The sequence below is a fragment of the Micromonospora sp. NPDC049101 genome, assembly GCF_040648675.1.
In the GTDB taxonomy this organism is placed as follows: domain Bacteria; phylum Actinomycetota; class Actinomycetes; order Mycobacteriales; family Micromonosporaceae; genus Micromonospora.
In genome coordinates, this window is sequence record NZ_JBEZED010000005.1 from 275077 (window position 1) to 300552 (window position 25476).

At 71.6% G+C, this 25476-nt stretch carries 24 protein-coding genes; 10 read left to right on the forward strand and 14 right to left on the reverse strand.

Annotated features, from left to right (window positions below; all coding sequences use genetic code 11):
- Window positions 1–7: 7 nt before the first annotated feature.
- A complete protein-coding gene (locus AB0B57_RS09135; protein ID WP_357066989.1) occupies window positions 8–1138 on the reverse strand; it encodes a PP2C family protein-serine/threonine phosphatase in 1131 nt (376 codons plus the stop codon).
- Window positions 1139–1196: 58 nt separating this feature from the next.
- On the opposite strand from AB0B57_RS09135, the gene AB0B57_RS09140 reads away from it, so the two are divergent.
- The gene (locus AB0B57_RS09140; RefSeq protein ID WP_357066991.1) at window positions 1197–1862 is read left to right on the forward strand and encodes a MarR family transcriptional regulator; all 666 of its coding nucleotides are present in this window, start codon (window positions 1197–1199) and stop codon (window positions 1860–1862) included.
- Between the two features lie 126 nt (window positions 1863–1988).
- Here the strand turns inward: AB0B57_RS09140 and AB0B57_RS09145 are convergent, their stop codons facing one another.
- Both AB0B57_RS09145 and AB0B57_RS09150 read right to left on the reverse strand, forming a co-directional pair.
- Window positions 1989–3593: a GAF domain-containing SpoIIE family protein phosphatase gene (locus AB0B57_RS09145; protein WP_357066993.1), complete on the reverse strand. Its 1605-nt coding sequence runs from the start codon at window positions 3591–3593 to the stop codon at window positions 1989–1991.
- A 211-nt stretch (window positions 3594–3804) separates the two neighbouring features.
- On the reverse strand, window positions 3805–5043 hold the full coding sequence (locus AB0B57_RS09150) for an ROK family transcriptional regulator (RefSeq protein ID WP_357066995.1): 1239 nt from the start codon (window positions 5041–5043) through the stop codon (window positions 3805–3807).
- Between the two features lie 78 nt (window positions 5044–5121).
- On the opposite strand from AB0B57_RS09150, the gene xylA reads away from it, so the two are divergent.
- The 3 genes from xylA to AB0B57_RS09165 all read left to right on the forward strand — a co-directional run bounded on the left by xylA (window position 5122) and on the right by AB0B57_RS09165 (window position 9308).
- Window positions 5122–6309, forward strand: a complete 1188-nt coding sequence (xylA, locus tag AB0B57_RS09155) for a xylose isomerase (protein WP_357066997.1) — start codon at window positions 5122–5124, stop codon at window positions 6307–6309.
- A 9-nt stretch (window positions 6310–6318) separates the two neighbouring features.
- Entirely contained in the window at window positions 6319–7746 is a 1428-nt protein-coding gene (xylB, locus tag AB0B57_RS09160) for a xylulokinase (RefSeq protein ID WP_357066999.1), read from the forward strand.
- Between the two features lie 128 nt (window positions 7747–7874).
- Window positions 7875–9308 (forward strand): MFS transporter, encoded by a 1434-nt coding sequence (locus tag AB0B57_RS09165; RefSeq protein WP_357067001.1) that lies wholly within the window; start codon window positions 7875–7877, stop codon window positions 9306–9308.
- A 341-nt stretch (window positions 9309–9649) separates the two neighbouring features.
- Here the strand turns inward: AB0B57_RS09165 and AB0B57_RS09170 are convergent, their stop codons facing one another.
- The 5 genes from AB0B57_RS09170 to AB0B57_RS09190 form a co-directional block, all read right to left on the reverse strand.
- Window positions 9650–11323 (reverse strand): glycoside hydrolase family 13 protein, encoded by a 1674-nt coding sequence (locus tag AB0B57_RS09170; RefSeq protein ID WP_357067224.1) that lies wholly within the window; start codon window positions 11321–11323, stop codon window positions 9650–9652.
- A gap of 32 nt (window positions 11324–11355) precedes the next feature.
- Entirely contained in the window at window positions 11356–12402 is a 1047-nt protein-coding gene (locus AB0B57_RS09175) for a LacI family DNA-binding transcriptional regulator (protein WP_357067003.1), read from the reverse strand.
- Between the two features lie 67 nt (window positions 12403–12469).
- A complete protein-coding gene (locus tag AB0B57_RS09180) occupies window positions 12470–13438 on the reverse strand; it encodes a carbohydrate ABC transporter permease (protein ID WP_357067005.1) in 969 nt (322 codons plus the stop codon).
- A 1-nt stretch (window position 13439) separates the two neighbouring features.
- Window positions 13440–14486 carry a sugar ABC transporter permease gene (locus tag AB0B57_RS09185; protein ID WP_357067007.1) on the reverse strand — a complete coding sequence of 349 codons (1047 nt, stop codon included), beginning with the start codon at window positions 14484–14486 and terminating at the stop codon, window positions 13440–13442.
- 70 nt (window positions 14487–14556) lie between these two features.
- Window positions 14557–15903: an ABC transporter substrate-binding protein gene (locus AB0B57_RS09190; protein ID WP_357067009.1), complete on the reverse strand. Its 1347-nt coding sequence runs from the start codon at window positions 15901–15903 to the stop codon at window positions 14557–14559.
- A 247-nt stretch (window positions 15904–16150) separates the two neighbouring features.
- On the opposite strand from AB0B57_RS09190, the gene AB0B57_RS09195 reads away from it, so the two are divergent.
- Window positions 16151–16924: a peptidoglycan DD-metalloendopeptidase family protein gene (locus AB0B57_RS09195; protein WP_357067011.1), complete on the forward strand. Its 774-nt coding sequence runs from the start codon at window positions 16151–16153 to the stop codon at window positions 16922–16924.
- A gap of 48 nt (window positions 16925–16972) precedes the next feature.
- On the opposite strand, the gene AB0B57_RS09200 is transcribed toward AB0B57_RS09195, so the two are convergent.
- From AB0B57_RS09200 to AB0B57_RS09220, 5 genes are all read right to left on the reverse strand, one after another.
- Entirely contained in the window at window positions 16973–17467 is a 495-nt protein-coding gene (locus AB0B57_RS09200; protein WP_357067013.1) for a TspO/MBR family protein, read from the reverse strand.
- A gap of 163 nt (window positions 17468–17630) precedes the next feature.
- Window positions 17631–17774 (reverse strand): GPGG-motif small membrane protein, encoded by a 144-nt coding sequence (locus AB0B57_RS09205; protein ID WP_007464364.1) that lies wholly within the window; start codon window positions 17772–17774, stop codon window positions 17631–17633.
- The gene (locus tag AB0B57_RS09210; RefSeq protein WP_357067016.1) at window positions 17765–18541 is read right to left on the reverse strand and encodes a metallophosphoesterase; all 777 of its coding nucleotides are present in this window, start codon (window positions 18539–18541) and stop codon (window positions 17765–17767) included. Before AB0B57_RS09210 ends, AB0B57_RS09205 begins: the two co-directional genes overlap by 10 nt.
- A 10-nt stretch (window positions 18542–18551) precedes the next feature.
- A complete protein-coding gene (locus AB0B57_RS09215; protein WP_357067018.1) occupies window positions 18552–18827 on the reverse strand; it encodes a hypothetical protein in 276 nt (91 codons plus the stop codon).
- Window positions 18824–19408: a nucleotidyltransferase gene (locus AB0B57_RS09220; protein ID WP_357067020.1), complete on the reverse strand. Its 585-nt coding sequence runs from the start codon at window positions 19406–19408 to the stop codon at window positions 18824–18826. Before AB0B57_RS09220 ends, AB0B57_RS09215 begins: the two co-directional genes overlap by 4 nt.
- Before the next feature lie 182 nt (window positions 19409–19590).
- On the opposite strand from AB0B57_RS09220, the gene AB0B57_RS09225 reads away from it, so the two are divergent.
- A complete protein-coding gene (locus AB0B57_RS09225) occupies window positions 19591–20262 on the forward strand; it encodes a thymidylate kinase (RefSeq protein ID WP_357067226.1) in 672 nt (223 codons plus the stop codon).
- On the opposite strand, the gene AB0B57_RS09230 is transcribed toward AB0B57_RS09225, so the two are convergent.
- The gene (locus tag AB0B57_RS09230) at window positions 20247–20939 is read right to left on the reverse strand and encodes an SDR family NAD(P)-dependent oxidoreductase (protein ID WP_357067022.1); all 693 of its coding nucleotides are present in this window, start codon (window positions 20937–20939) and stop codon (window positions 20247–20249) included. The two genes, AB0B57_RS09225 and AB0B57_RS09230, sit on opposite strands and share 16 nt — an antisense overlap.
- A 173-nt stretch (window positions 20940–21112) precedes the next feature.
- Between AB0B57_RS09230 and AB0B57_RS09235 the strand changes: the two genes are divergently transcribed.
- The 4 genes from AB0B57_RS09235 to AB0B57_RS09250 all read left to right on the forward strand — a co-directional run bounded on the left by AB0B57_RS09235 (window position 21113) and on the right by AB0B57_RS09250 (window position 25424).
- Window positions 21113–22129: an NAD-dependent epimerase/dehydratase family protein gene (locus AB0B57_RS09235; protein WP_357067024.1), complete on the forward strand. Its 1017-nt coding sequence runs from the start codon at window positions 21113–21115 to the stop codon at window positions 22127–22129.
- A gap of 75 nt (window positions 22130–22204) precedes the next feature.
- Window positions 22205–23119, forward strand: coding sequence for a MurR/RpiR family transcriptional regulator (locus tag AB0B57_RS09240; protein ID WP_357067027.1), 915 nt, complete (start codon window positions 22205–22207; stop codon window positions 23117–23119).
- On the forward strand, window positions 23116–24057 hold the full coding sequence (murQ, locus tag AB0B57_RS09245; protein ID WP_357067029.1) for an N-acetylmuramic acid 6-phosphate etherase: 942 nt from the start codon (window positions 23116–23118) through the stop codon (window positions 24055–24057). The genes AB0B57_RS09240 and murQ overlap by 4 nt, the downstream gene beginning before the upstream one ends.
- Window positions 24058–24434: 377 nt before the next feature.
- Window positions 24435–25424, forward strand: a complete 990-nt coding sequence (locus AB0B57_RS09250) for a sigma-70 family RNA polymerase sigma factor (RefSeq protein ID WP_357067031.1) — start codon at window positions 24435–24437, stop codon at window positions 25422–25424.
- Window positions 25425–25476: the final 52 nt, after the last annotated feature.

Consider the following 25476-nt stretch of genomic DNA (forward strand, 5'->3'; position numbering starts at 1 on the left):
CCGCCGGTCAGGCTTGCGGGCCGTTCCAGTCGAGGCAGACGACCACCGCGTCGTCGACCAGGTCACCGGCCACGAACGCGCGCAGATCACCGATCAGCGACCGGACGGCGTCCAGTGGCGCCATCGGCCCGGTCCGCCGCAGGAACCGGTCCAGTGCCGTCTCCCCGTAGCGCACGTGCTGCCCGGTGGCCTCCACCACCCCGTCGCTGACGACGAAGACCCGGTCGCCGCGTTCCATCGGGAACGTCTGCTCGTGGTAGTCGGTCTCCTCGAACATGCCGAGGGGGAACTGCGCGTCCAGGGGTTGCTCGGTGACCTCCCCGTCGCGCAGCAGGACGAGCCGGGGTGACCCGGCGTCGACCACTGTCATCACCCCGGACCGCAGGTCCAGCTCCATCAGCAACGCGGAGAGGTGCTGCTCACCCCGGTACAGGTCGAAGAGGGCCTGGTCGGCGAGGGCGGCCTGGTCGGCCAGGCTCAGCCCGGCCCGACGCGCGTTGCGCAACGCGTGGGTGGCCAACGAGGTGAGCAGGGAGGCGGCCACACCCTCCCCGGTGCCGTTGATGGTGGACAACCAGAGCCGTTGCCCGTCGTCGGACCAGTCGAAGCTGTCGCCGCGTACCGCGTACGCCGGCTCCAACTGCCCGGCCAGGCTGAACGCGGGACGGATCCGGCTGCGGCCGGGGAGCAGGTCCCACTGCATCTCGGCGGCCAGGGTGAGGCGCTGGGCGCGCCGCGCCGCCCGGTAGACGTCGGTGCCGGCGGAGACCGCCGCCACCTCGTGGGCGAGCGCGGCGGCGATGTCGGCCAGCTCGGCGACGACCTCCCGATCGTCCGGGACGGGTGCCAGGCACAGCACCCCCCGACGCTCGCCCCGCATGCTCACCGGGAACCAGGCGGTGCCGTCGGTCAGGAGCGGCGACTGGTGATCGAAAGCACGCCAGGCGGGGTGCCCGGGGCTGGTGATCGAGTCACCCTCGGTGAGCGGCAGCAGCTCCGAGAGCTTGTAGTCGACCTGGTACAGCTCGACGTCGGTAATCCCGTACGACCGGGCGAGCACCTCCCCGATACCGCCCACGAGCCGGTCGGCAGGTGCCTGGTTCAGGGCACGGCGTGCCTGATTGACCGGTTCGCTCATCGTCGCTCCCTCGCTGAAAGCTCGACCACCAGTGGGTTCGGAGTAGTCTCGGGCCACCATGGCCGAACTTCACGGTCCGACGGACCCCGAGACGAGTATGGCTGCCGCGCTGGACGAGGCGGCCGCTGCCCTGCTGGGCATCTGGGAATCCGCCCGCGAGGGCACCGCTCACCGGGTGTCCGGTGCCCAGCTACGAGCGGTGATGGTGGTGGAGCGGCACGACGGGATCAACCTGCGGCGGCTGGCCACCCGGCTCGACATGCTGCTCAGCTCCGCCAGCCGCCTCTGCGACCGGTTGGTCGCCGCCGGCATGCTGGAGCGCGAGCCGGGCCGCTTCGACCGGCGGGAGATCTCGCTGCACCTCACCCCGGAGGGTCGCCGGCTCCTCGCCGAGCTACGGGCCGACCGTCGGGCGCAGCTGGCTGTCGTGTTGGCCGAGATGAGCCCGGAAGGCCGCGACGCGCTGCTGGGCGGCATGCGGGAGTTCGACGAGGTCGCTCGCCGGCAGCAGGCGCGGAGCACACCGGCGGCGGACGACCCGACAAGGCCGGAGGGCTGGCCGGACGACCCGGACCGGCCCGGTGGGCGGTCGGGGGACTGGTCGCGCGACAGCCAACGGCAGACCCGTGCGGCCTGGGCGGATTCGTCGGGCGACCCGGAACGGTCCGTCCGCACCACCCGGGAGTGGCCGACCGGCGAACCGCCGGTGGCGCGTACCGCCTGATCCCCACCGCCCGGGCGGCACGCAGCCCCCCGCGCGCCAGCGGCCTGATCCCGTTGGCGGGGGCCGGCAGGCCGCCCGGATCCCGTTGGCCGGGGCCGGCACGCCGCCCTCGGTGCGGGCCGGCGATCACGCCGGCGCACCCAGGGCCAGCATCGCGATGTCGTCGTGGGCCTCCCCGGCCAGCCAGTCGTCGACCGCCCGCAGCACCCGGTCGACGAGCGCCGCCGACGACCGCCCGGCCGCCGAGGCGACCGCGGCGTGCAGCCGGGCCGCACCGAACGTCGCCAGCCCGCGCGGGCCGCGGGCCGCGGTCACCCCATCGGTGTACGCGAGCAGCAGGTCGCCCGGATCGAGGTGCACCCGGGTCTCGGTGAATCGTGCGACGGTCAGCGCGCCGACCGGCATGCCGCCGACCGGGACCGGAGTGACAGTGCCGTCGGCGGTGACCAGCAGCGGCGCCGGGTGACCCCCGCCGGCGAGCCGGACGTCCAGCCCGGCGGGCCCGCGGTCGATCGAGCCGAGCAGCAGGGTGGTCAACTGGCTGCGCCGCGTCGCCTCCGGTGCGTCGAACAACGCCCCGTTGAGCAGGTTGATCAGCTCCAGTGGACGCCGCTCGACGAGCCGCAGCGTCCGCAACGACTGGCGGACCCGGCCGGTCAGGACGGCCGCGCCCACCCCCTTGCCGCACACGTCGCCGAGCGCGAACAGGGCCCCGTGGGGGTGTGGGAACACCTCGTAGAAGTCGCCGCCGATGCGCAGGCTGTCCCCGGCGGCCCGGTATCCGCCGGCCATGGTCACACCGGGCACGGTGGGCAGCTCGGGTGGCAGCAGACTGGCCTGTAGCACCTGGGCCAGGTGGGCCTGCTCACCGTGGAGGTCGGCGGTGCCCAGTGCGGCGCCGGCCCGGGCGGCGAACTCACGGGCCAGCTCGATCTCGCGCCTGTCGAAGCCGGCCCGCCCGGCACGGCGGACGAGCAGCAGGGCACCGGCCGACCCGTCCGCGCTCAGCAGTGGGCTGACCAGCACGGTGCCCGGGGCGCCGAAATCGGGCGGCAGCAGGGGGGCCAGGTCGGCGGGCTCGGCGTCCAGCCAGCGCCCCGGCTCGGCGGGCTCGCCGGCCAGTGCCTCGGCGAGACCGGGCACGCTGGCGGTCAGCGTCGCCCCGGCCAGCCCGGTGACCGGGGCCGGCTCGCCGTCGGCGTACCGGATCCACCGGGTGGGCGGCTCGGCCGTGACGGCCGGTCGGTGCAGTGCCACGGCGACGTCGGCCAGGTAGGGCACCGCGAGGGTGATGGTGGCCAGGAGCACCTGGTCGCGGTGCACGGAGAGCCCGAGCCGGCTGCCGGCGTGGGCGAGGAACGCGGTGCGGGAACGCTCGGCGCGCAGGGCATCAGCCTGGGCGTGCTCCTCGGTGACGTCCCGGACATACCACGCGAACCGGGAGCCGGTGAGCTGTCGCCGGGTGCCGTGCAGTCGCCGGCCGTGGTGTTCGGTGTCGAAGGCCGCGGCGTTGGCGGCGACCGCTCGCGCCAGGGCCGTCACCGGGCAACTGGCCAGGTCGCTGCCGACGGTGATCTCCGGGAGCAGCGCCGCCGCCGTGGCGTTGGCCATGGTGACCCGACCGGTCTCGTCGGTCGTCAGCACGGCCTCGGTGAGCCCGTCGAGCAGCTCGCGGGCCAGTCTCGCGTCGGCCGGCTGCGCGGTGCCGCTGGGGTGCCGGGTCGCGGTCACCGTCGGACGCCACCGCACGTCTGACGACCTGTGCGCATGCTGCTTCTCGCCTCCTCGCCGCGGATCGCTGCCTGCGGGGCAAGGCTACCGACCCCCTCGGACACGTGCCCAGAGCGCAGGGCGCGGACCCGACGCGCGCCAGGGCGCGGCGCTGACGCGCACCCTGAGCGCAGGGCGCGGAGCCGACGCGCGGCGGCACGCAGGGTGGCGATCAGCCGGAGCGGGCCAGCCAGCCGGCGGGTTGGGCGACGATCCGGCGGGCCACCGAGCCGGCGGCGCCGACCGCGGCGGCCTCCGCGCCGAGCCTCGACGGCCGGACCGTGACCGGCGACCAGGCCGCGGTGAGCACCCGACTGGCGATCTCGGCGAGCACCGGCGGGCACAGCCAGGGTGCCAGCGCCGCGTACCCGCCACCGAGCACCACGGTGTCCAGGTCGAGCAGGTTGACGACACCGGCCACCGCGACACCGAGCGCCGTCCCGGCGTCGTGCAGCGCCCGCAGCGCGTCCGGGTCACCGGCCTCGGCCAACTCGGCCAGCCGCGCCGTCGCGGTGTCCGCGGGGAGTTCCGCCCGGGCCAGCCCGGCGGCGGTCACGATCGCCTCCTGGCCGGCGTACTGCTCCAGGCAGCCCTGCCCGCCACAGCGGCACGGACGGCCCTCGGGGTGTACCGGGAGATGCCCGATCTCGCCGCTCCAGCCGCGCACGCCACGGAACAGTGCGCCGTCCAGCACGATGCCGGCGCCGATGCCCACCTCTCCGGAGATGTGCAGGAAGCTGGACGGGCCGGGTGGCCGGGAGTGCAGTTCGCCGAGTGCGGCGAGGTTGGCCTCGTTGTCCACCACCAGCGCCGGGACGCCGGGCACCTGCTCGACGAGCGGAGGGTGCTCGGCGAGCAGCGCGGGCACGGGCACGTCGCGCCAACCGAGGTTCGGCGCGAGCCGGACCAGCCCGGCGTCGTCCACCAGGCCGGGCACCGCGAGTGCGGCCCCGACCAGGGTGAGGCCCTCGCGGGCGGCTTCGTCGCGGGCATCCCCGGCTATCTCGACCAGCCGGGCGAGGGCGTCCGCCGGTGCCACCGGGCGTAGGTCGGCCCGGTGCACGATGCGGTGCCGGACCTGTCCGGCGAGGTCCACCACGCAGACCGCCAGGTAGTCGACGTTGACCTCCAGGCCGAGCCCCGCCGGCCCCTGGTCGGCCAGGACCAGCCCGCGGGCCGGGCGGCCGGCGCCGGCGCGGGGCGCCGGGTCGGACTCGCTGACCAACCGGCCGGCGAGCAGGTCCTCGACCACCGCGGACACGGTTGCTCGGGTCAGGCCGGTCGCGGTCGCCAGATCGGCCCGGGACGGAGGTCGGTCGGCGGCGGCGATCCGGCCCAGGACCAGGGCGAGGTTAAGCTCGCGCAGACTGCCCTGACGGACCGCGCCGGCCGGGGCGTGGGTGAGGCTCACCCCTTGACAGTGCCATAGGGTGAGCAAATAATTCAATCGCTGAACAAATAGCGGACAACACCACCCCGGAGGTCGCTCATGGCACCCCGTCCCACCCCCGCCGACAAGTTCTCCTTCGGGCTCTGGACCGTGGGCTGGCAAGCCCGCGACCCGTTCGGTGACGCCACCCGCCCCGAGCTCGACGCGGTCGAGGCGGTGCACCGGCTCGCCGAGCTGGGCGCGTACGGCATCACCTTCCACGACGACGACCTGATCCCGTTCGGCGTCGACGCCGCCACCCGGGACCAGCACATCGCCCGGTTCCGCAAGGCTCTCGACGAGACCGGCCTCGTGGTGCCCATGGTCACCACCAACCTCTTCACCCACCCGATCTTCAAGGACGGCGGCTTCACCAGCAACGACCGCGACGTCCGCCGCTTCGCGCTGCGCAAGGTGCTGCGCCAGGTCGACCTGGCCGCCGAGCTGGGCGCCAGCACGTTCGTGATGTGGGGCGGCCGCGAGGGCTCCGAGTACGACCTCGCCAAGGACGTCCGCGCCGCCCTGGACCGCTACCGCGAGGCCGTGGACCTGCTCACCCAGTACAGCATCGACAAGGGCTACAACCTGCGGTTCGCCCTGGAGCCCAAGCCCAACGAGCCGCGCGGCGACATCCTGCTGCCGACCATCGGGCACGCGCTCGGCTTCATCTCCCAACTGGCCCACCCGGAGCTGGTCGGCCTCAACCCGGAGGTCGGCCACGAGCAAATGGCCGGGCTCAACTACGCCCACGGCATCGCCCAGGCGCTCTGGCAGGGCAAGCTGTTCCACCTGGACCTCAACGGCCAGCGCGGCATCAAGTACGACCAGGACCTGGTCTTCGGCCACGGTGACCTGATGAACGCGTTCGCCCTGGTGGACCTCCTGGAGAACGGCGGCCCGAACGGCGGCCCGGCCTACGACGGCCCCCGGCACTTCGACTACAAGCCCTCCCGCACCGAGGACATGGACGGTGTCTGGGCCTCGGCGGCGGCCAACATGAGCACCTACCTGCTGCTCAAGGAGCGGGCCGCGGCGTTCCGCGCCGACCCCGAGGTGGTCGAGGCGCTCGCCGCCAGCAAGGTCGGCGACCTGAACACGCCGACGCTCAACGACGGCGAGGGCTACGAGGAGTTCCTGGCCGACCGGTCCGCGTTCGAGGACGTCGACGTCGACGCGGTGGCCGAGCGGGGCTTCGCCTTCGTCCGGCTCAACCAACTCGCCGTCGAGCACCTGCTCGGCGCTCGCTGAGGCCCCGCCATGCCGTTGGTCGCAGGCGTCGACTCGTCCACCCAGTCCTGCAAGGTGGTCATCCGGGACGCGGAGACCGGGGCCCTGCTTCGGCAGGGCCGCGCACCGCACCCGGACGGCACCGAGGTCGACCCGGAAGCCTGGTGGCAGGCGCTGCGTAGCGCCGTCGACCAGGCCGGCGGGTTGGCCGACGTGGCGGCGATCTCCGTCGCCGGCCAGCAGCACGGCATGGTGTGTCTCGACGAGGACGGCCGGGTGGTCCGCCCGGCACTGTTGTGGAACGACACCCGATCCGCCGACGCCGCCGCCGACCTCGTCGAGGAGGCCGGCGGCGGCGCGGCGGGGCGTCGGTTCTGGGCCGAGGCCACCGGTAGCGTTCCGGTGGCCAGCTTCACCCTCACCAAGCTGCGCTGGCTGGCCACGCACGAGCCGGAGCGGGCAGCCCAGGTGGCGGCCGTCTGCCTGCCGCACGACTGGCTGACCTGGCGGCTGGCCGGCGCACCGGGGCTGGACGCGCTGCGTACCGACCGGGGTGATGCCAGCGGCACCAGCTACTGGTCGCCGGCCACCGGGCAATACCGGCTGGACCTGCTGGAGCGGGGCTTCGGCCGGCGGTTGGTGCTGCCCGAGGTGCTCGGTCCGGCGGATTCGGCGGGAAAGCTGTCCGACGTACTGGGTGAGCCGGGCGGCGCGCTGCTCGGTGCGGGCACCGGGGACAACGCCGCCGCCGCGCTCGGTGTCGGCGCCGGGCCGGGTGACGTGGTCGTCTCGATCGGCACCTCCGGCACCGTGTTCAGCGTCGCCGACGTGCCGGCCGCCGACGAGAGCGGTGCCGTCGCCGGCTTCGCCGACGCGTCCGGTCGCTTCCTGCCGCTGGTCGCCACGCTCAACGCGGCCCGGGTGCTGGACGCCGCCGCCGCGATGCTCGGCGTCAGCCTGGACGAGCTGGCCGAGTTGGCGCTCTCCGCGCCAGCCGGCGCGGACGGGCTGGTCATGGTTCCGTACCTGGAGGGCGAGCGGACGCCGAACCGCCCACTCGCCACCGGCGCGGTGCACGGGCTGACCCTGCGCACGTCGACCCCCGCGCACCTGGCGCGGGCCGCCGTGGAGGGCATGCTCTGCGCGCTCGCCGACGGCCTGGACGCGCTGACCGCGCAGGGGGCCACCGTCCGCCGGGTCATCCTGGTCGGCGGCGGAGCCCGGTCGGCCGCGGTGCGCCAGATCGCCCCGCAGGTCTTCGGCTGCCCGGTCGTCGTGCCGCCGGCCGGGGAGTACGTCGCCGACGGCGCCGCCCGGCAGGCCGCCTGGGTCGCCCTGGGCGGTCCGACGCCGCCGGTCTGGGCGGTCGAGGGCACCGAGGAGTACACGGCCGAGCCCGTCCCCGCCGTCCGCGAGCAGTACGCGGCGGCTCGCGGGTTGGTGCTCGACCGGCGCTGACCGGGTAGTTCGGCCAGCGGTCCCGGAGCGCCTGGGCGTCGGGATCGACGCGGGTGGGTGCCGGTGCACGTCGACAGGCACCCACCCGCGTGACGGCACCCTCGGCGGAGTCTGGTTGGCTGCCGGTCATGACGGTGACCAGTGGCGGGCCCGGCCAGCGCCCGCACGGCCGCGGCGGTGGCCCGGCGCACCGGCTGTACAGCGTCGTGGTGTTCGTGCTGCTCGCCTCACTGGACAACGTGGCGATCGGGCTGGTCCCGCCGCTGTACGGCCCGATCTCCGACGCGTTCGACGTGTCCGGGCGGCTGCTCGGTCTCGTCACCGCGGTCAGCTTCCTGGTTAGCGCGGTGGCCGCGGTCGGCTGGGCGTACGTCGGTGACCGGACCAACCGTAAGCCGCTGCTGATGGTGGGCACGCTGCTCTGGGCGGCGGGCACCGGAGGCAGCGCTCTTGCCGGCGGCTACCTGACCTTCCTGCTCGCACAGCTGGTCGCGGCGATCGGTCTCGGCGCGGTCGGCTCGGTGGGCTTCTCCGTGGTCACCGATCTGATCTCACCCACCCGGCGGGGGCTGGTGATGAGCTTCTGGGGCCTCTCCCAGGGGGTCGGCACCCTGGCGGGCACGCTCGTCGGTGGGCTGCTCGGGTCGACCGACTGGCGGCGCCCCTTCCTGATGCTGACCGGCGTCGGCCTGGTCGCCACCCTGGCCTACCTGTTCACGTACGACGTCCGGCGTGGCCAGAGCGAGCCGGAACTGGCCGACCGGCTGGACGCCGGCGCCGAGTACGACTATCGGATCAGCCGCGCCGACCTGCCGCGCATCCTGGCCCGACGGACCAACCGGTGGCTGATCCTGCAGGGGCTGACCGCCCAGGCCGCGTTCGGCTCGCTGGTGTGGCTGCCGGTGCTCTTCGCCGAGCGGGCCGAGGCCCAGGGCTACTCGGCGTCGACCGCGGTGGTGGTGGGCAGCGTCTTCGCCACCCTGTTCCAGCTCGGCGGGGTGCTGTCCATCGTGGGCGGCCTGATCGGCGACGCGGTGCAACGGCGTACCCCTCGGGGTCGGGCGTTGGTCGCCGCGGTCGGCATCCTCGCCGCGCTGCCGTTCTACCTGGTGTTGTTCTTCGTCCCGGTGACCATCGACGTGCCGGACGGTGCCGGCGGCGGCGCGGTGGTGGGCGCGGTGCTGGCCAGCGTGTTCACCGAGCCGTCGGTCGGGCTGAGCCTGCTCACCGCGGTCGTGGCGCTCGCGCTGACCTCGGCCAACTCGCCGAACTGGTTCGCCCTGATCGCCGACGTGAACCCGCCGGAGCACCGCGGCACCGTCTACAGCCTGGGCAACCTGGTCAACGGGGTCGGTCGCGCGGCCGGCAACGGGTTGGTGGGGGTGGCGTTCCAGGGGTTGCGGGCGGCATTCCCGCCGCCGCTGAACTTCGCGGTCGGGCTTGCCGCGTTCCAGCTCTTCTTCATCCCCACCGGCGTCATGTACTGGCTAGCCTCCCGCACCTCACCGGAAGACATCGACAACGTCCACAGCCTCCTGAACACCCGAGCCACCCGCCTCTAACCCCACCCCACCCCCCCGTCGATCATGGAGTTGTGGTGGGTGACAAATGACCCGAGAAACGACAGATCGGGCACCACAAGTCCATGATCGACCAGGCCAAGCCACCCCCGGTCTCGCGATCTTGCGCTTGCTGCCCCGACATAAGCGGCATCGAGTCCATACCGGCGACCGGAACTGCAAGATCGGCGCGGCGGGACTCTCGGTGCGGTTTCCAGGGCGGCTTGGGGGCGTTGGCGCGGCCCGGTGGGGGTGAATCGTCTACGACATCAGCTCCACAGCGGGGCGGTCCGCCCCGACCGGCCCACCCGCGAGTACCGCGGAGCGGGCCGGTCGGCGCGAGATCAGCCGCGCAGCCAGACGGTGACGTCGGTCGGGACCGCGCCGTCGTCGTCCAGGGGTGCGCTGGTGGCGAGCACCTCGGCACCGGTCGGCACCGGCACCGGGGCGGCACCGAAGTTGGTCAGCACGGTCAGCTCACCGTTGCGGAAGCTCAGCGTCTCGTCGCCGGAGGACAACCACTCCAGGGTGCCGCGACCCAGCCCGTGCGCACGGCGCAACCGCAGCGCCGTGCGGTACAGCTCGTACGTCGAGCCGGGCACGTCGCGCTGGCGGTCCAGCGCGTACTCCGCCCACACTGGCGGTTGCGGCAGCCAACTCGCGTCGGTCGGCCCGAAACCGTAGGACGGGGCGTCGGCCTCCCACGGGATCGGCACCCGGCAGCCGTCCCGGCCGCGCTGGGTGTGCCCGCTGCGCTCCCAGGTCGGGTCCTGCCGAGCCTCGTCGGCAAGGGTCGTGTGCTCGGGCAGCCCCAACTCCTCGCCCTGGTAGAGGTACGCCGAGCCGGGCAGGGCGAGCATCAGCAGGGTGGCCGCCCGGGCCCGGCGCAGGCCGAGCGCGGCGTCCGGCTGCGGGTCGCCGATGCCGATGCCGTTGGGGCGGCCGCCGCCGATCGCCAGGCCGAGCCGGGAGGCGTGCCGCACCACGTCGTGGTTGGACAGCACCCAGGTGGTCGGCGCGCCGACCGAGTCGGTCGCCTCCAGCGAACGGGTGATCACCGCGTACTGGGCCGGTGCGGTCCACGCCGCGAGCAGGTACTCGAAGTTGAACGCCTGGTGCATCTCGTCCGGGCGGACGTAGCGGGCCAGCCGCTCGGCCGGCTCCACCCAGGCCTCGGCGACCAGCACCCGCTCGCCGGGGTAGCTGTCCAGAACCTGCCGCCACTGCCGGTAGATCTCGTGCACGCCCTCCTGGTCCCACATCGGCGGGCGCGGCTTGTCGATCTCGTTGCCGGAGAGGATCTCCTGCGGCTCCTGCCAGTCGGCCAGGTCGGCCTGCTTGATCAGGCCGTGTGCCACGTCGACCCGGAAGCCGTCCACCCCGCGGTCCAGCCAGAACCGCAGCACGTCCAGGAACTCCGCGTGCACCTCCGGGTTCTCCCAGTTGAGGTCCGGCTGCCCGGTGTCGAACAGGTGCAGATACCACTGGCCGGGTTGCCCGTCGGGGTCCACCGTCCGGGTCCAGGCCGGACCGCCGAAGACGCTCTGCCAGTCGTTCGGCGGCTGGTCCCCGGTGGGCCCGAGGCCGTCCCGGAAGATGTACCGGGACCGTGCCGGGCTGCCGGGCGCGGCGGCCAGCGCGGCCTGGAACCAGCGGTGCGCGGACGAGGTGTGGTTGGGGACCAGGTCGACGATCACCCGCAGGCTGCGGTACCGGGCCTCGGCGATCAGCTTGTCCGCGTCGGCGAGGGTGCCGAACAGTGGGTCGATGTCGCGGTAGTCGGCCACGTCGTAGCCGGCGTCGGCCTGCGGTGACGGGTAGAACGGCGACAGCCACACCGCGTCCACGCCCAGCTCGACCAGGTGGTCGAGGCGGGCGGTGATGCCGGGCAGGTCACCGATCCCGTCGCCGTCCGAGTCGGCGAACGAGCGGGGATAGATCTGGTAGATGGTCGCCTCGGTCCACCAGCCGGTGACTGGGTGACCGGAGGGGGTCTGCTGCGTCGGATCGGTGTTCAGGGTCTTCTCCCGTGTCGCGCGGTGGGTGGATTTCAGTGTGCCCGGGGTGGTGCTGTCGAGTCCCGGACGACCAGCCGAGTGGGCAGGATCACCGGTGTGTCGCCGCCGGCGTCGCGTTGGTCCACGACGGGGCCCGGGGGGCGTGCCCCGAGCGGGTCGAGCAGCATCCGGGCGGCGAGCCGACCCTGCTCGGCGGCGGGCTGGGCGATGGTGCTGAGCCCCAGCACACCGGCCAGGTCGTGATTGTCGATGCCGATCACGCTGACGTCGTGCGGCACCCGCAGCCCGGCGTCGCGTACCGCGGTCATCGCCCCCATCGCCATCTCGTCGCAGGCGGCGACGATCGCGGTCGGCGGATCCCCGCGGACCAGCAACTCGGCGGCGGCCCGGATGCCGCCGTCGATGGTGAAGGTGGACTCGACATCCAGGCTCGGGTCGGGCCGCAGGCCGGCGGCGCGCAGCTCCGCCTGGTAGCCGCGGCGTCGGTCCAGGTGGGTGGTGAAGGCCAACTCGTCGTCCGGGTCGCCGGAGATGTGCGCGATCCGGTGATGGCCGAGGTCGATCAGGTGCCGGGTGGCGGCCCGCGCGGCCGCGACGTCGTCGATCCGTACGCAGGGCCAGTTGGGCACCCTGCTGCCCGAGCTGATTGTCACGCCGGGCAGGTCCAGTGTGGCGAGCGCGGTCAGGTCGGACGGCCGCAGTGGCGTGGCGACCAGCATGATCGCGTCCACCCGCTTGTGCAGGTTGGCCGTGCGCAGGACCCGTTGGCGGATCTGCTCCCGGCCGCCCAGGTTGTAGAGCAGCAGGTCGTAGCCGGACTGGTGCAGGTGCTCCTCGACCGCCTCGACGACGGTGCTGAAGAACCAGCGGGTGATCCGGGGGACCACCACCGCGACCGTGCCGGTCCGGCCGCCGGCGAGCCGGGACGCACTCGGCGAGACCGCGTAGTCGAGTTGCTCGGCGGCGGCGAGCACCCGGCCCCGGGTGGCGGCGGAGACCGTCGGGAGCCCGCGCAGGGCCCGCGAGACGGTGGCCGTGGACACACCGGCCAGCCGGGCGACATCATCGATCTTCGTCACGGTTCCCCCGCTCGGTGCCAGAACGCCCGCCGCCGCCCGAGGGGCCGGGCGACGGCGGGCAAGCGGGTCAGCCCTTGACGCTCCCGGCGAGCAGACCTCGCACGAAGAAGCGTTGTAGGGACAGGAAGACAATCAGCGGTACGACGATGGAGACGAACGCTCCGGCGGTGAGCCGTTGCCACTCGTTGCCCCGGGTGCCGGCCATCTCGGCGAGTCGGACGGTGAGCGGGGCGGTCTCGTTGCCGCCGCCGGCGAAGATCAGCGCGACCAGCAGGTCGTTCCAGACCCAGAGGAACTGGAAGATGCCGAACGCCGCGAGCGCCGGGGTGATCAGCGGCAGCACGATGCTACGGAAGATCTTCGGGTGGGTGGCCCCGTCGACCCGGGCCGCCTCCATCAGGTCTCCGGGTAGCTGCGAGATGAAGTTGTGCAGCAGGAAGACGGCGAACGGAAGCGCGAAACAGGTGTGGGCGAACCACACCTGGGCGAACTTCTGCTCGTCGACGAGGTCCCAGGCCGGCATCAGCGTGACGCCGCCGAGGGTGACGCCGGTGGAGAAGAACTTCAGCAGCGGCACCAGGGCCATCTGCAACGGCACGATCTGCAACGCGAAGATCGCGATGTAGACCCAGTCCCGGCCGCGGAAGTTGATCCAGGCCAGCGCGTACGCGGCCAGGCACGCGAAGGCGAGCGGGAAGAGTACCGACGGGATGGTGATCGCCAGGGAGTTGATGAACGAACCGGCGAGTTGCCCGGAGGACGCCGACCGCCCGAACAGGACCTGCTGGTAGTTCTCGAAGGTGAACTGCGGGTTGGTGAACGCGGTCCACCAGCCGGTGGTCTTGATCTCGTCCTCCGGTCGGAGGGACGAGACGAGCAGGCCGAAGGTCGGGATGGTCCAGACCACCGCGATGACGATCGAGACGAGCGTCGCGGTGCGGCTGTTCAACCGCTTGCGGACCCGTCCGGCGGTGGTCGTCGGGGTGCCGTCGGTCTTCTGGGTGCCGACGGTGACGGTGGGCGTTGCGGTGGTCATCTCAGCCCTCCCGCTGCTGACGGAGGTTGCGGATCTGGTAGATCACGACCGGGATGACCAGGATGAAGAGGAAGACGGCGAGCGCCGAGCCCTGCCCGTTCTGGCCGTACCGGAACGCCTGGTTGTACATCTCGCTGGCGATCACGCTGGTGTCGTAGTTGCCGTTTGTCGAGGTCCGGACGATGTCGAAGACCTTGAGCGTGGCGATCGTGAGCGTCACCGCCACGACGATCAGCGCCGGCCGGATGCTCGGCATGGTGATCTGCCAGAACATCTGCCACGGGCTCACGCCGTCCAGCCGGGCGGCCTCCACGATGTCGTCGGGGATGGCCTTGATCGCGGCGGAGAGCACCACCATGGCGAAACCGGCCTGGATCCAGACCATGATGACGATCAGCAGCAGCGTGTTCAGCGGGGATTCGAGGAGCCACTGCTTCGGCTCACCGCCGAGGCTGACCACGATCTGGTTGAGCAGACCGATCTGGTCGCCCTCACCTCGGTAGGCGTAGACGAACTTCCAGATGATGCTGGCGCCGACGAAGGAGATGGCCATCGGCAGGAAGATCAGTGACTTGGCCACCGCCTCGAACCGGGCCTTGTCCACGAGTACGGCGTAGATCAGGCCGAACCCGGTCGCCACCAACGGGACGAGGAGCACCCAGACCAGGGTGTTGATCAGGACCCGGACGATCGAGTCGTCGGAGAACATCCAGCCGTAGTTGCGCAGCCCCACCCAGTTGGTGCTGCTTCCGTCCATCAGGGAGAGCAGCGTGGTGCGGATGGCCGGCACGACCAGGCCGATGATGAGCAACAGCAGCGTCGGCAGCAGGAAGAAGAACGCGAAGAGCCCCTCCCGCTGCTTGCGTCGGCGGGGCAGCGGGCCCCCGCCCACGGAGGCGGCGACGAGCTGAGCCTCCCGCCGACGGGCGAACCAGGCCGGCACCACGTCGAGCAACAGGAGCAGACCACCCACGACCACCACGAAGGCGACCAGCCCGTACATCAGCATGAGGAACTTCGGCTGCTGATCGGCGAAGTCGAACTTCATCAACCCTCCCTTCCGGGTCCACCTCGTCCGGTGGCCCGGCCCGCGAGCGCGGGCCGGGCCACCGCCGGGATCACTTAGGCCAGCTGCTCTCGATGCCCTGGAGCACCGGGGCGGTCGGCTTGCCGTTCAGCCACTCGACCATGCCCTTCCAGAACGTTCCCGCGCCGACGGCTGCCGGCATCAGGTCGGATCCGTCGAAGCGGAAGGTGCCCGACTTGTCCTGGAGGAGCTGGACGGAGAGCTTGTCGATCGGGCTGGCCACGTTGGCGATGTCCAGCTTGTTGTTCGCCGTGACCCAGTTGCCGAGCTTCGCGCGGCTGTTCACGTACTCGGCCGAAGCCAGGTAGGTCTGCACCGCCTGGACCTCGGGGCGGTCGGCGTAGCCGACGACGAACTCGCCCGCGCCCAGCACCGGCTTGCCCTTGGCCGGGTCGATGGTCGGGAAGTAGAAGGCGAACGCGTCGCCGTCCTCGGCCACCTTGGTGCCCTCGGGGAACTGGTTGGCGTAGAACGACGCCTGTCGGTGCATCGCGCACTTGCCGGTGGTCACCGGCAGGCCCGCCTCCTGGAAGGCGGTGGTGGTGATGCTCTTGACGCCGCCGAAGCCGCCGTTGACGTACTTGTCGTTCTTGAGGATGCTGCCGGCGCGGTCAACCGCGTCGACGACCTTCGGGTCGTTGAACGGGATGGCGTGGGTGGTCCACTGGTCGTAGACCTCGGGGCCCGCCGTCCGCAGGATCACGTCCTCGATCCAGTCGGTGGCCGGCCAACCGGTGGCGTCACCGGACTCGACGCCCGCGCACCACGGCTTCATGCCGCTGGCGGCGATCTTGTCGCTCAGGGCGATGAGCTGGTCCCAGGAGGTCGGGACCTCCCAGCCCTTCTCCTTGAACGTCTTCGGCGAGTACCAGACGAAGGACTTCACGTTGGCGCCGAGCGGCACGCCGTAGAGCGTTCCGTTCACGGTGCCGTACTTCAGCCAGTCGGCCGGCATGTTCTGCTCGGCGAGGGCCTTGGTGTCGGCACTCAGGTTCTTCAGCTTGCCGGCGTCCGCGAAGCGCTTCACGAGGCCCGGCTGGGGCACGAAGGCGATGTCGGGGGCGTTGCCGCCGTCGACCCGGACGGGGAGCTGCGCCTCGAACTCGCCGCTGCCCTCGTAGTCGATCTCGATGCCGGTGCACTCGGTGAACTGCGACCAGGAGCGCTCCAGCAGGTCGGCCTCGGCGTCACGGATGGACGCGTAGATCGAGACCTTCTTGCCGTCGTGGCCCTCGTACTTGTCGTATGCGGCGCACTCGGCGGAGCCCGCGTTGTTGCTCTTCTTGTCGTCGCCGGTACCGCAGGCGGTGGCGCTGAGCGCCAGCCCGAGTACGCCGGCGATCACGAAGGCCTGGCGTGGTCTGGTAAAGACCGCCATGCCGTCCTCCTTCCTAGCCGGCGCGGTGCTGGTCACCCGTCGCCGGTCCGATTGGGCGTGCACACATGTAAGCGCTTGCATCCGGCCCGGTCCACCCCCAGTCAGACACGAGCGAGTAACAATCCGGAAACCTGCGGGCTGCCTGGTGGGCGCGTTGCCGTCCCGAATCCTGGACTCTTTCGAAGATTGACGATATCTGTCAGGCTGAGCACTTCGGATCGAAGGTTTTCGACATAGGAGGAGCTGCATGCGCAAGCGGTGGATGAGCCTGCTGGCGACGGGTCTGCTCGTCGGGGGAGCGCTGGTGCCGGCGAGCCCGGCGCTGGCCGCGCCGACCTTCAAGGTGCCCTTCCCGTGCGGCCAGTCCTGGTCCGGGCAGACCAGGTCGGACCACAGCCCGGCGTACGCCGTCGACTTCAACCGCACCGACGACAACGGTGACCCGGTGGTGGCCAGCGCCCCCGGCACCGTCGACCGGGTGACCGACCTCGGCGGCACCAGCTATGGCAAATACGTCCGAATCAACCATGGCGGCGGTTACAGCACCTATTACGCCCACCTCAGCGGCTTCAACGTCTCGGTCGGGCAGACCGTCGCCTACGGCAAGGTGCTCGGCTGGGTCGGCAGCACCGGCGGCTCCACCGGCCCGCACCTGCACTACGAGCAGCGCCTCAACGGCAGCGACATCCAGGTCCGCTTCAACGGCGCCCTCGGCCTCTACTGGGGCAGCAAGACCTACACCAGCGACAACGGGTGCTCCTCGGGCGGCGGCAACGGCACTGTCGACACCAGCGGCACCGCGTTGACCGTCCGCTCCGGCCCCGGCACCGGGTACGCCTCGGTGGGCACCGTCGCCGACGGCACCCGCGTGACCATCGCCTGCCAGACCAGTGGCACCACGGTCACCGGCACGTACGGCACCAGCTCGATCTGGGACCGCATCGGCTCGGGTCGGTACATCGCCGACGCGTACGTGTACACCGGCTCCGACGGCTACATCCCGGGCGTGCCCCGCTGCTGACCCGGAGACGGCACCGGTCCCCGGCGGGAGTCGCCGGGGGCCGGTGGGTCAGTTGTTGAGCTGCCAGATCGACAGGTTCAACGCGGCGGCGAAGGTGACCCAGGCCCAGTAGGGCAGCAGCAGCGCGGCCGCCACCCGGGACACCCGGGCGAAGAGCACCACGGTGAGCCCGATCGCCAGCCACATCACCACGATCTCGGCGAACGCCAGCCCGTACTGCCCCGCGCCGAAGAACAGCGGGGTCCAGATCGCGTTGAGCACCAACTGGGCGGTCCACGCCCAGAGGGCGGGAGCGAAACCGACCCGGCGCCACACCAGCCAGCCGGTCACGGCGATCAGCGCGTAGAGCACCGACCAGACCGGCCCGAACAGCCCCGAGGGCGGCGCCCAGTCGGGCTGTCGCAGGCTCGCGTACTCGTCGGTGGTGCCCTGCACCCCCAGCCCGCCGATCGCGGCCGCGACGAAGACGGCCGCGGCGAAGCCGACGAGGGCCCACCACCGTCGCCGTCCGGAGGTCCTCGTGGCGTTCCGGGTTATCTCCATGGTCGAGATAATTTCCGCCTGGCGTCAGCTCAAACGCCGCCGCCGACCGCGGCCCGACCGCCGACAAAAAGCGCCGGGATCACCACGGCCGATGCTTCTGTCGGGAGGACGAAGCTCCGGCCACGGCGACCCCGGCGGGTCCCGGTTTTATGACGTACGAGCGCTAATTGAAGATGCTGACACCACCCGGGCCGACCAACAGCCCGACAACGATGAGGACGATGCCCCACAGGATCTGCCGGCGGAACAGCGCGAGGATGCCGGCGACCACGAGTACGACTGCGAGAATCCAAAGAATCAGCTCCATGACCTCTGAATACCCGACGGTCCGAGCGGGGAAACCTGATCCGTATCAAGTTGATCGCCAACGTGGAAGACGCTGTACGCCTGCTTGATCACCGGGTGCGCGACGTTGCGGACGCGTACCCCGCCGGGGGTCGTGCCGCGCTCGCTGCCGGCGTGCGCGTGCCCGTGCAGCGCCAGCGCCGTGGGTGCCGAGTCGATCGCCTGCCCCAGCTGGTACGACCCGAGGAACGGGTAGATCTCCAGCGGTTCGCCGACAAGCGTGTCCGGCACCGGCGCGTAGTGGGTGAGGGCGACGAGCATGTCGCAGTCCAGTGCGCGCAGCGCGGCACCGAGGCTGTCGGCGCTCTCGGTGGTGGTCCGCACGAAAGCCTTCATCTCCGGCTCGCCGAAGTCACTCGCACAGCGCCCGGCGAACCCGCCGCCGAAGCCCTTGACGCCGGCGATGCCGAGCCGGCCGCCCGCACAGTCCAGCACCACGCCGTTGCCCTCCAGCACGGTGATGCCCGCGTCCTCCAGCACCTTGACCACCTGGGGCACCTGGTCACACTGGTGGTCGTGGTTGCCCAGCACGGTCACGACCGGTACGGCCAGCCCGCCGAACTCCTCCGCCACGCAGCGCGCCTCGGCCTCGGTGCCGTGCCGGGTCAGGTCCCCGGCCAGCAGCAGCACGTCGGCGCACTCCGGCAGCTCTTCCAACGCCGGTCGGAACCGTCCGACCACGTCCTCGTCCAGATGCACGTCACCCACCGCGGCGATCCGGATCACCATGGAACCTCCCTCAGGGCAGTTGCTCGATCTCCGTGGGCGCCTGGGCGCGGATCACCCCGATGTCGCTGGTGATCGGTACGTCGGGAAAGCGCTCGGACACCAGGCGCAGGATCTCCGCACGCCGGTGCGGGCTCTCCACCTCGCCGTGCAGCACGAGGGCGCGTTCGCGTCGGACCACGGTGATCCCCTGCTCGGCGACGGCGGGGTCCTCGGCGAGCAGCCGCTGGATCTCCGCGTCGACGTACTCGTCCGGTGGCCCGGCGCCGATGTCGCGATGATGGGTCACGATGTCCCCTCTCCTGGCTGGGTGCCGACGGCCGGCACCACCTCCAGCCGGTCCAGCAGCACCAGGAACGCCTCGGCGTACGGCGAGTGCTGCGTCTCCTTGCGTACCCTCTCCCAGTCGATCTGCTCCCGCAGCGAGCGGGCCAGCGGCAGACCGCGGGCGAAGTCGCAGTAGTGCTGGGAGAAGCTCAGCAGCTTGTGCACCATCAGCTGGGTGGCCGACAGGACCGGCATGTGGATCGCGTCCACCGGCCGGATGACCGTGTCGGCGAACGTCTCCTCGGTTACCGGCGTCTCGATCGGCCGATGGATGAGGTCCACCATCCGGCCGTCGTCGAAGACCTTGACCAGCCAGTCCTCCGGGGGGCGCTGGGCGACGAAGCCGGCGGCCACCAGGGCCTCCAGCGCCTGTTCCACGTCGGCCTCCCGGATCAGGAAGTCGACGTCGTGCTCGCTGGAGTGGCCCCCGTGGGCGTAGACGGCGAAGCTGCCGCCCAGGGCGAACGGGATCTCGGACTGCTTGAGCACGGCGGCGACCTTCTTGAGCGTGTGCACCAGACTCTCGTCCCCGCGCTCAGCCATCTGCTTCTCCCGTCGTCATGTGGTGGACCGGCGGTTGGGTTTCAAAGGTCCGGTACCCGGCATTCCGGTCGGCCACACCTCCTTGTGTCGCGGTGAGGTGCCAACAGGAACGAAACAGTACAAAACTCACGGAGTAGGTGCATGGGTCGGATAACCTGTGGAGGGTGGCCAGATCATCGGGGATGCGACGCGGCAGGGCCCGGTTGCGCACCGTCGCCCTGATCGGCATCGACGGTTCCGGCAAGACCACTCAGGCACACCGACTGGCCGACGCGCTGACCGCCGCCGGCCGCCCCGCGAAGTACCGCCGCAACGCCAGCGGCCGTCGTTGGCTGGGCCGCCTCGCCCACCGCCTCGGGCGACCGGACGCGCAGCGGCTCGTCGGGCGCGACGGTGTGCTGGCGGTGGAGTCCGTGCTGCGCTGGCTCGCCATCGCCATGGCCCTGGTGAGCTGCCTGCTCACCGGCCGGACGGCGGTGATGGACCGCTACTCCGCCTGCCAGTACGCGAGCATCCGCGCGCATGGCGGGCACCGCTGGGAGCGACTGGCCCGGGCCGGCTACCGACTGTTCCCGACCCCGCAGGTGACCTTCCTGCTGGCCGTCGACCCGGCGGAGGCGTACCGGCGCATCGAGGAGCGCGGCACCGACCACGAGACGATGGGCTGGCTGACCGCGGCGGACACCGCCTACCGGGCGCTACCCGAATATCCGAGCTTCGTGCTGGTGGACGCGGGTCGCCCGGCCGAGGAGGTGACCGAGCAGATCCAGGCGCACCTGGGGACCTGGCTGCCGGCGTCCCCCGGGGCGGCGCGGGGGGACGAGGGCCCGCTGGTGGCTCAGGCCCGCCCGTAGACCGGCACGGTGGCGCCGCTGGTGGGCGCGGACTCCGCCGACGCGAGGAACCGGATCACCGACGCGATCTCGGCCGGGGCCACCCAACGGGAGTGGTCGGCGTCGGGCTGGGCGGCCCGGTTCGCCGGGGTGTCGATGACGCTGGGCAGCACTGTGTTGCAGCGCACGTTGCGGGACTTGTACTCCACCGCGACCGCGTTGGCGAGGGCCAGCACCGCCGCCTTGGCGGTCACGTAGCCGGCCGCGCCGGGGAACGGGGTGAGCGCCGCGCGGGCCGCGACGCAGACCACCGCGCCGCCGCCGGCCGCCAACAGGTGCGGCAACGCGGCCTGGGTGACCAGGTACGTGGGCCGCAGGTTGACGGTGAGCATCCGCTCGAAGTCCTCGACCGGTGTCTCGTGCACCAGGCCGCCGCTGGCGTACCCACCGACGAGGTTGACCACCGCGCGCAGCGGCGCCGCCGACTCACCGGCGGCGACCTCGACCGCCCGCGCGGCGCCCGCCGGCTCGGTCAGGTCCGCGACCAGCCGGACCAGCCCCTCCGCCGCCGGCTCCGCTCCGGGCCGGGCGGTCCGCTCCGGTACGACCACCCGCCAACCCGCCTCGACAAAGGCGCCCACCACCGCCCCACCAAGCCCACCAGAACCCCCAGTAACCAAAACACTGCGCGCCACCATGCACCCACGCTAACCCCCCACCCCACCCCCGACCGCCTCCCCCTCAGCCCCCTCCGTTGATCATGGGGTTATTGCTGCGATACGCCGAGGTGAGTGGCAACAACTTCATGATCACGGTCTGCCGTGGGCAGAGTGGGTCGTTGAAACGGACCTTGGGGGCGCAGGATCGGTTGATGCGAACTCTCATTCTGGGTGGCACTCGATTCCTTGGCCGGGCGACGGCCCAGCTCGCCGTCGAGCAGGGTCACGAGGTGACCTGCGCGGCCCGGGGCGTGTCCGGGGTCGCGCCGGCCGGGGCCCGGTTCGTGCCGGTGGACCGGGACGGTCCCCAGGCTCTGGCGCAGCTCGCCGGCGAGGGTTTCGACGCCGTGATCGATGTGACCCGCCAGATCAGTCACGCCCGGTACGCGCTCGACGCACTCGCCGAGCGGGTCGGCCACTGGTCCTTCGTGTCGACGATCTCGGTGTACGCGGACCACACCACCCCCGGTCAGACCGCCTCGGACGCACCGGTGCTGCCGCCGGCACCACCGGAGGTGGACGGTCCGGTCGGCCCGGACCACCGCTGGTACGGCGAGTGCAAGGTGAGCATCGAGGAGCTGGTCCGGGAGCGGATGGGCGTGGACCGTTCGTTCATCTGCCGGGCTGGGTTGATCGTCGGTGCGGAGGACCCGAGCGATCGTTTCCCGTACTGGGTGCGGCGGCTGTCGGCGGGTGGGGAGGTGCTCGCACCCGGCCGCCCGACCGACCGGGTGCAGTTCGTGGACGTGGCCGATCTGGCGGGCTGGCTGCTGCACGCCGCCAGCACCGGCCTCACCGGCACGTACGACGGCACCGGGCCGGCGATGTCCCGGGCTGACCTGCTGCACGGGGTGGCCGCCGGGCTGGGTGTCACCGATCCGGTCCTCACCTGGGTCGACCAGGAGTTCCTGCTGGCCCACGACGTCCGCGAGTGGTCCGGGGAGCGGGCCCTGCCACTCTGGGTGCGGCTGCCGGAGACCGGTGGTCTGATGGACCGGGACGCCGCACCGGCTCTGGGTGCCGGGCTGGCGATCCGTCCACTGTCGGACACTGTTCGGGCGACCGCGGCCTGGATGGCAGCGGAGCCGGCCGCCGTACGGCAGGGCGGACTCGACCCGGCGGATGAGGCGGCGGTATTGCGGGAGTGGCAGGCTGTGCGGGATCGGTGATCGGGCCGTCGGCCGTTTCGTTCGTCCCGGCCAGTCATGGTTGACGCTCACGCTTGGTGAAAGTAAGTTTCACCCGTGGCGAAGAGTCCGAAGATTTCTGCGAGTCAGGAGCCCGGTGGGCTGATCGTCCACATCAGCGGGTTGCTGCCGTCGCTGTCTCCTGCCGAGCAGCGGGTTGCCCGGCTGGTCGTGTCCGACCCGGCCGCCGCCTCCCGGCGGACCATCACCGACCTCGCCACCGCGGCGGAGACGTCGGAGGCGACAGTCATCCGGTTCTGTCGCTCGGTCGGCATGGATGGCTATCCCCAACTCCGCATCCGGCTCGCCGCCGAGGCCGCCCGCCGGATCGAGCCACCCGACGCCCGGGTGGTCGGCGGCGACATCCCGCCCGGCGCCGACCTCGCCCAGATCATCGCCACCATCGCGTTCAACGACGCCCGCGCCGTCGAGGAGACTGCCGAGCAGCTCGACCCCGCCGTCTGTGAGCAGGTGGTCGAGGCGATCAACAGCGCCGGCCGGATCGACATCTACGGTGCCGGTGCCAGCGGATTCGTCGCGTCGGACTTCCAGCAGAAGCTGCACCGCATCGGTCGGATCGCTTTCTACTTCCCGGACGTGCACACGGCGCTGACCTCGGCCGCTCTCCTCGGCAGGGGCGACGTGGCGATCGGCATCTCGCACAGCGGCACGACCTCCGACGTGATCGAGGTGCTGGAGCAGGCCCGCACGCGGGGTGCCGGCACCGTGGCGCTGACCAACTTCCCCCGCTCGCCGATCACCGAGGTGGCCGACTTCGTGCTCACCACGGCGGCTCGGGAGACCACCTACCGCTCCGGCGCGACGGCCAGCCGGCTGGCCCAGCTCACCGTGGTCGACTGTCTCTTCGTCGGGGTGGCCGCCCGCAACCGGGCGCGGGCCCGCAAGGCCCTGGAGGCGACCGCCGAGGCGGTCCAGTCGCACCGGGTGGGTGCGAACCGGAGGCGGGCATGACGGCCGGTGCGGACCTGCCCGCAACGCCCGTTCGCCCGACGGTCCGGGTGGGCGCACCCACCGAACGGCGCAACCCGCTCAGCGTCGACCTCGACCTGATGTCGACGCGGGACGTCCTCACCGTGATCAACGAAGCCGACCGGCGGGTGCCGGCGGCGGTCGCCGCGGTGCTCGACGAGATCGCCACCACCGTCGACCTGGCGGTCGAGGCCCTGCGCGGCGGCCATCGGGTGCACTACTTCGGTGCCGGCACCTCCGGTCGGCTCGGTGTGCTCGACGCGGCCGAACTGGCCCCCACCTTCAACTCGCCCCGACACTGGTTCTGCGCCCACCTCGCCGGGGGCCCGGACGCCATGTGGCGGGCCGTGGAGGACGCCGAGGACGACGACCGGGGTGCCGCGGTCGAGGCGGCCAGTTGTGTACGCGGCGGTGACCTGGTGGTCGGTCTGGCGGCCAGCGGACGCACCCCGTACGTCCTCGGGGCGCTCGCCGCGGCCCGCGCCAAGGGCGCTTCGACGGTGCTGCTGTGCGCCAATCCGGAGGCGGAGGCCGCCCGGTCGGTGGACGTGTTCATCGGGGTGGACACCGGACCCGAGGTGGTCGCCGGGTCGACCCGGATGAAGGCGGGCACGGCGCAGAAGTTGGTGCTCAACACGTTCTCGACAGCCGTCATGGTGCGCCTGGGGCGGGTCTACTCGAACCTCATGATCGATATGGTGGCCACCAATGCGAAACTCCGCGGCCGAATGATCTCGATTCTGGTCGAGGCCACCGGTTGCGCGGAGGAGGTTTCCCGGCAGGCGCTCGTGGCGGCCGACGGTGACCTGAAGACGGCACTTGTCGCCCTGGTCTCCGGTGCCGAGGTGGACGCCGCCCGCGCCGCGCTGGCCCGCTCCGCCGACCAGGTACGCGGGGCGCTCGCCCTGCTCGCGTCCTAGCCGCACGCGCCCCCGGGAAGCGAACAAAGCCTCGGATTGTTCATCTGGCCGGGGGGTAATAACACCCTCGAGGATGAACCGAGCGGTCCTTCGGTGCGTATCTGGCAGTGACCAGGATCGCAGCGTGGTGGTGACCCGGGTCGCTGTGCCCCCACGGCGGGCGGTGTTGCCATGGAGCGTAACCCGTGCGTGGTGCCCAGCGGCGAGCCACCCGGCGGGATGCTGACAGCAAACATGGACCGGGCTCTCAGCTATTACTCAGGCATTCGTGACACTTTCGACTCACGACATGGAATCCCCGACACGTCTCATCTGTTGTGTAGGTGTCAGCACCGGTGGGCACAGCAGAAGTTACCAGGGGTTGACGGACGTGGGGAATGGCAAGGAACCGGGCAACCGGCGCGAGCGAGGGGACCGTGGGCAACGTGGACAAGAACATCGGCATGCGAACCGATCAGGTGGCCGAAGAGCGCGACCTGGTCGGCGTCTACCTGCACGAGATCTCCCGGACGCCACTGCTGGACGCCGCTCGGGAGGTCGAACTCTCCAAGGCGATCGAGGCCGGCCTCTACGCCGAGCACCTGCTCGGTGAGGAAGCCGTCCGCGCCGGTGTGGACCGGGCCGACCTGGAGTGGCTGGTCGTCGAGGGCGAGCGCGCGAAGGACCTCTTCATCCGCGCCAACCTCCGACTGGTCGTGTCGATCGCCCGCCGCTACGTGCGCTCGGGCATGCCCATGCTGGACCTGATCCAGGAGGGCAACACCGGCCTGGTCCGGGCGGTCGAGAAGTTCGACTACGAGCGTGGTTACAAGTTCTCCACCTACGCCACCTGGTGGATCCGCCAGGCGATCAGCCGGGCGATCGCCCAGCAGGAGCGCACCGTGCGCCTGCCGGTGCACCTGGTGGAGGACGTCAACCGGATGCGCAACGTGGCCCGGCAGTTGACCCGTGAGCTGGGCTCCGACCCGGAGCCGGAGCAGATCGCGGCCTCCCTCGGCGTAACCGTCGAGCGGGTCAACGAGCTGCGTCGCTGGTCGCAGGACACCGTGTCGCTGGACACCCCGGTCGGCGACGACGGCGACACCAGCCTCGGCGACCTGGTCGCCGACAGTGACGCGCCGTCGCCGGAGGACATCGTCCTCAGCGGTCTGGAGCGGCAGCGCATCGAGGGCCTGCTCAACCACCTCGACGACCGGTCCGCCGGCATCATGCGGGCCCGCTACGGGCTGGAGGACGGCCGGGAGCACTCGCTCACCGAGGTCGCCTCCCGGTTCTCGCTGTCCCGCGAGCGGATCCGACAGTTGGAGATCCAGGCCCTCGGCCGACTGCGCGAGCTGGCCCGGGCGGAGGGGCTGCAGGCAGCCTGACCTGGTAGTAATGACGGCGAACGGCCGGCGTCCGATAGGGGGACGCCGGCCG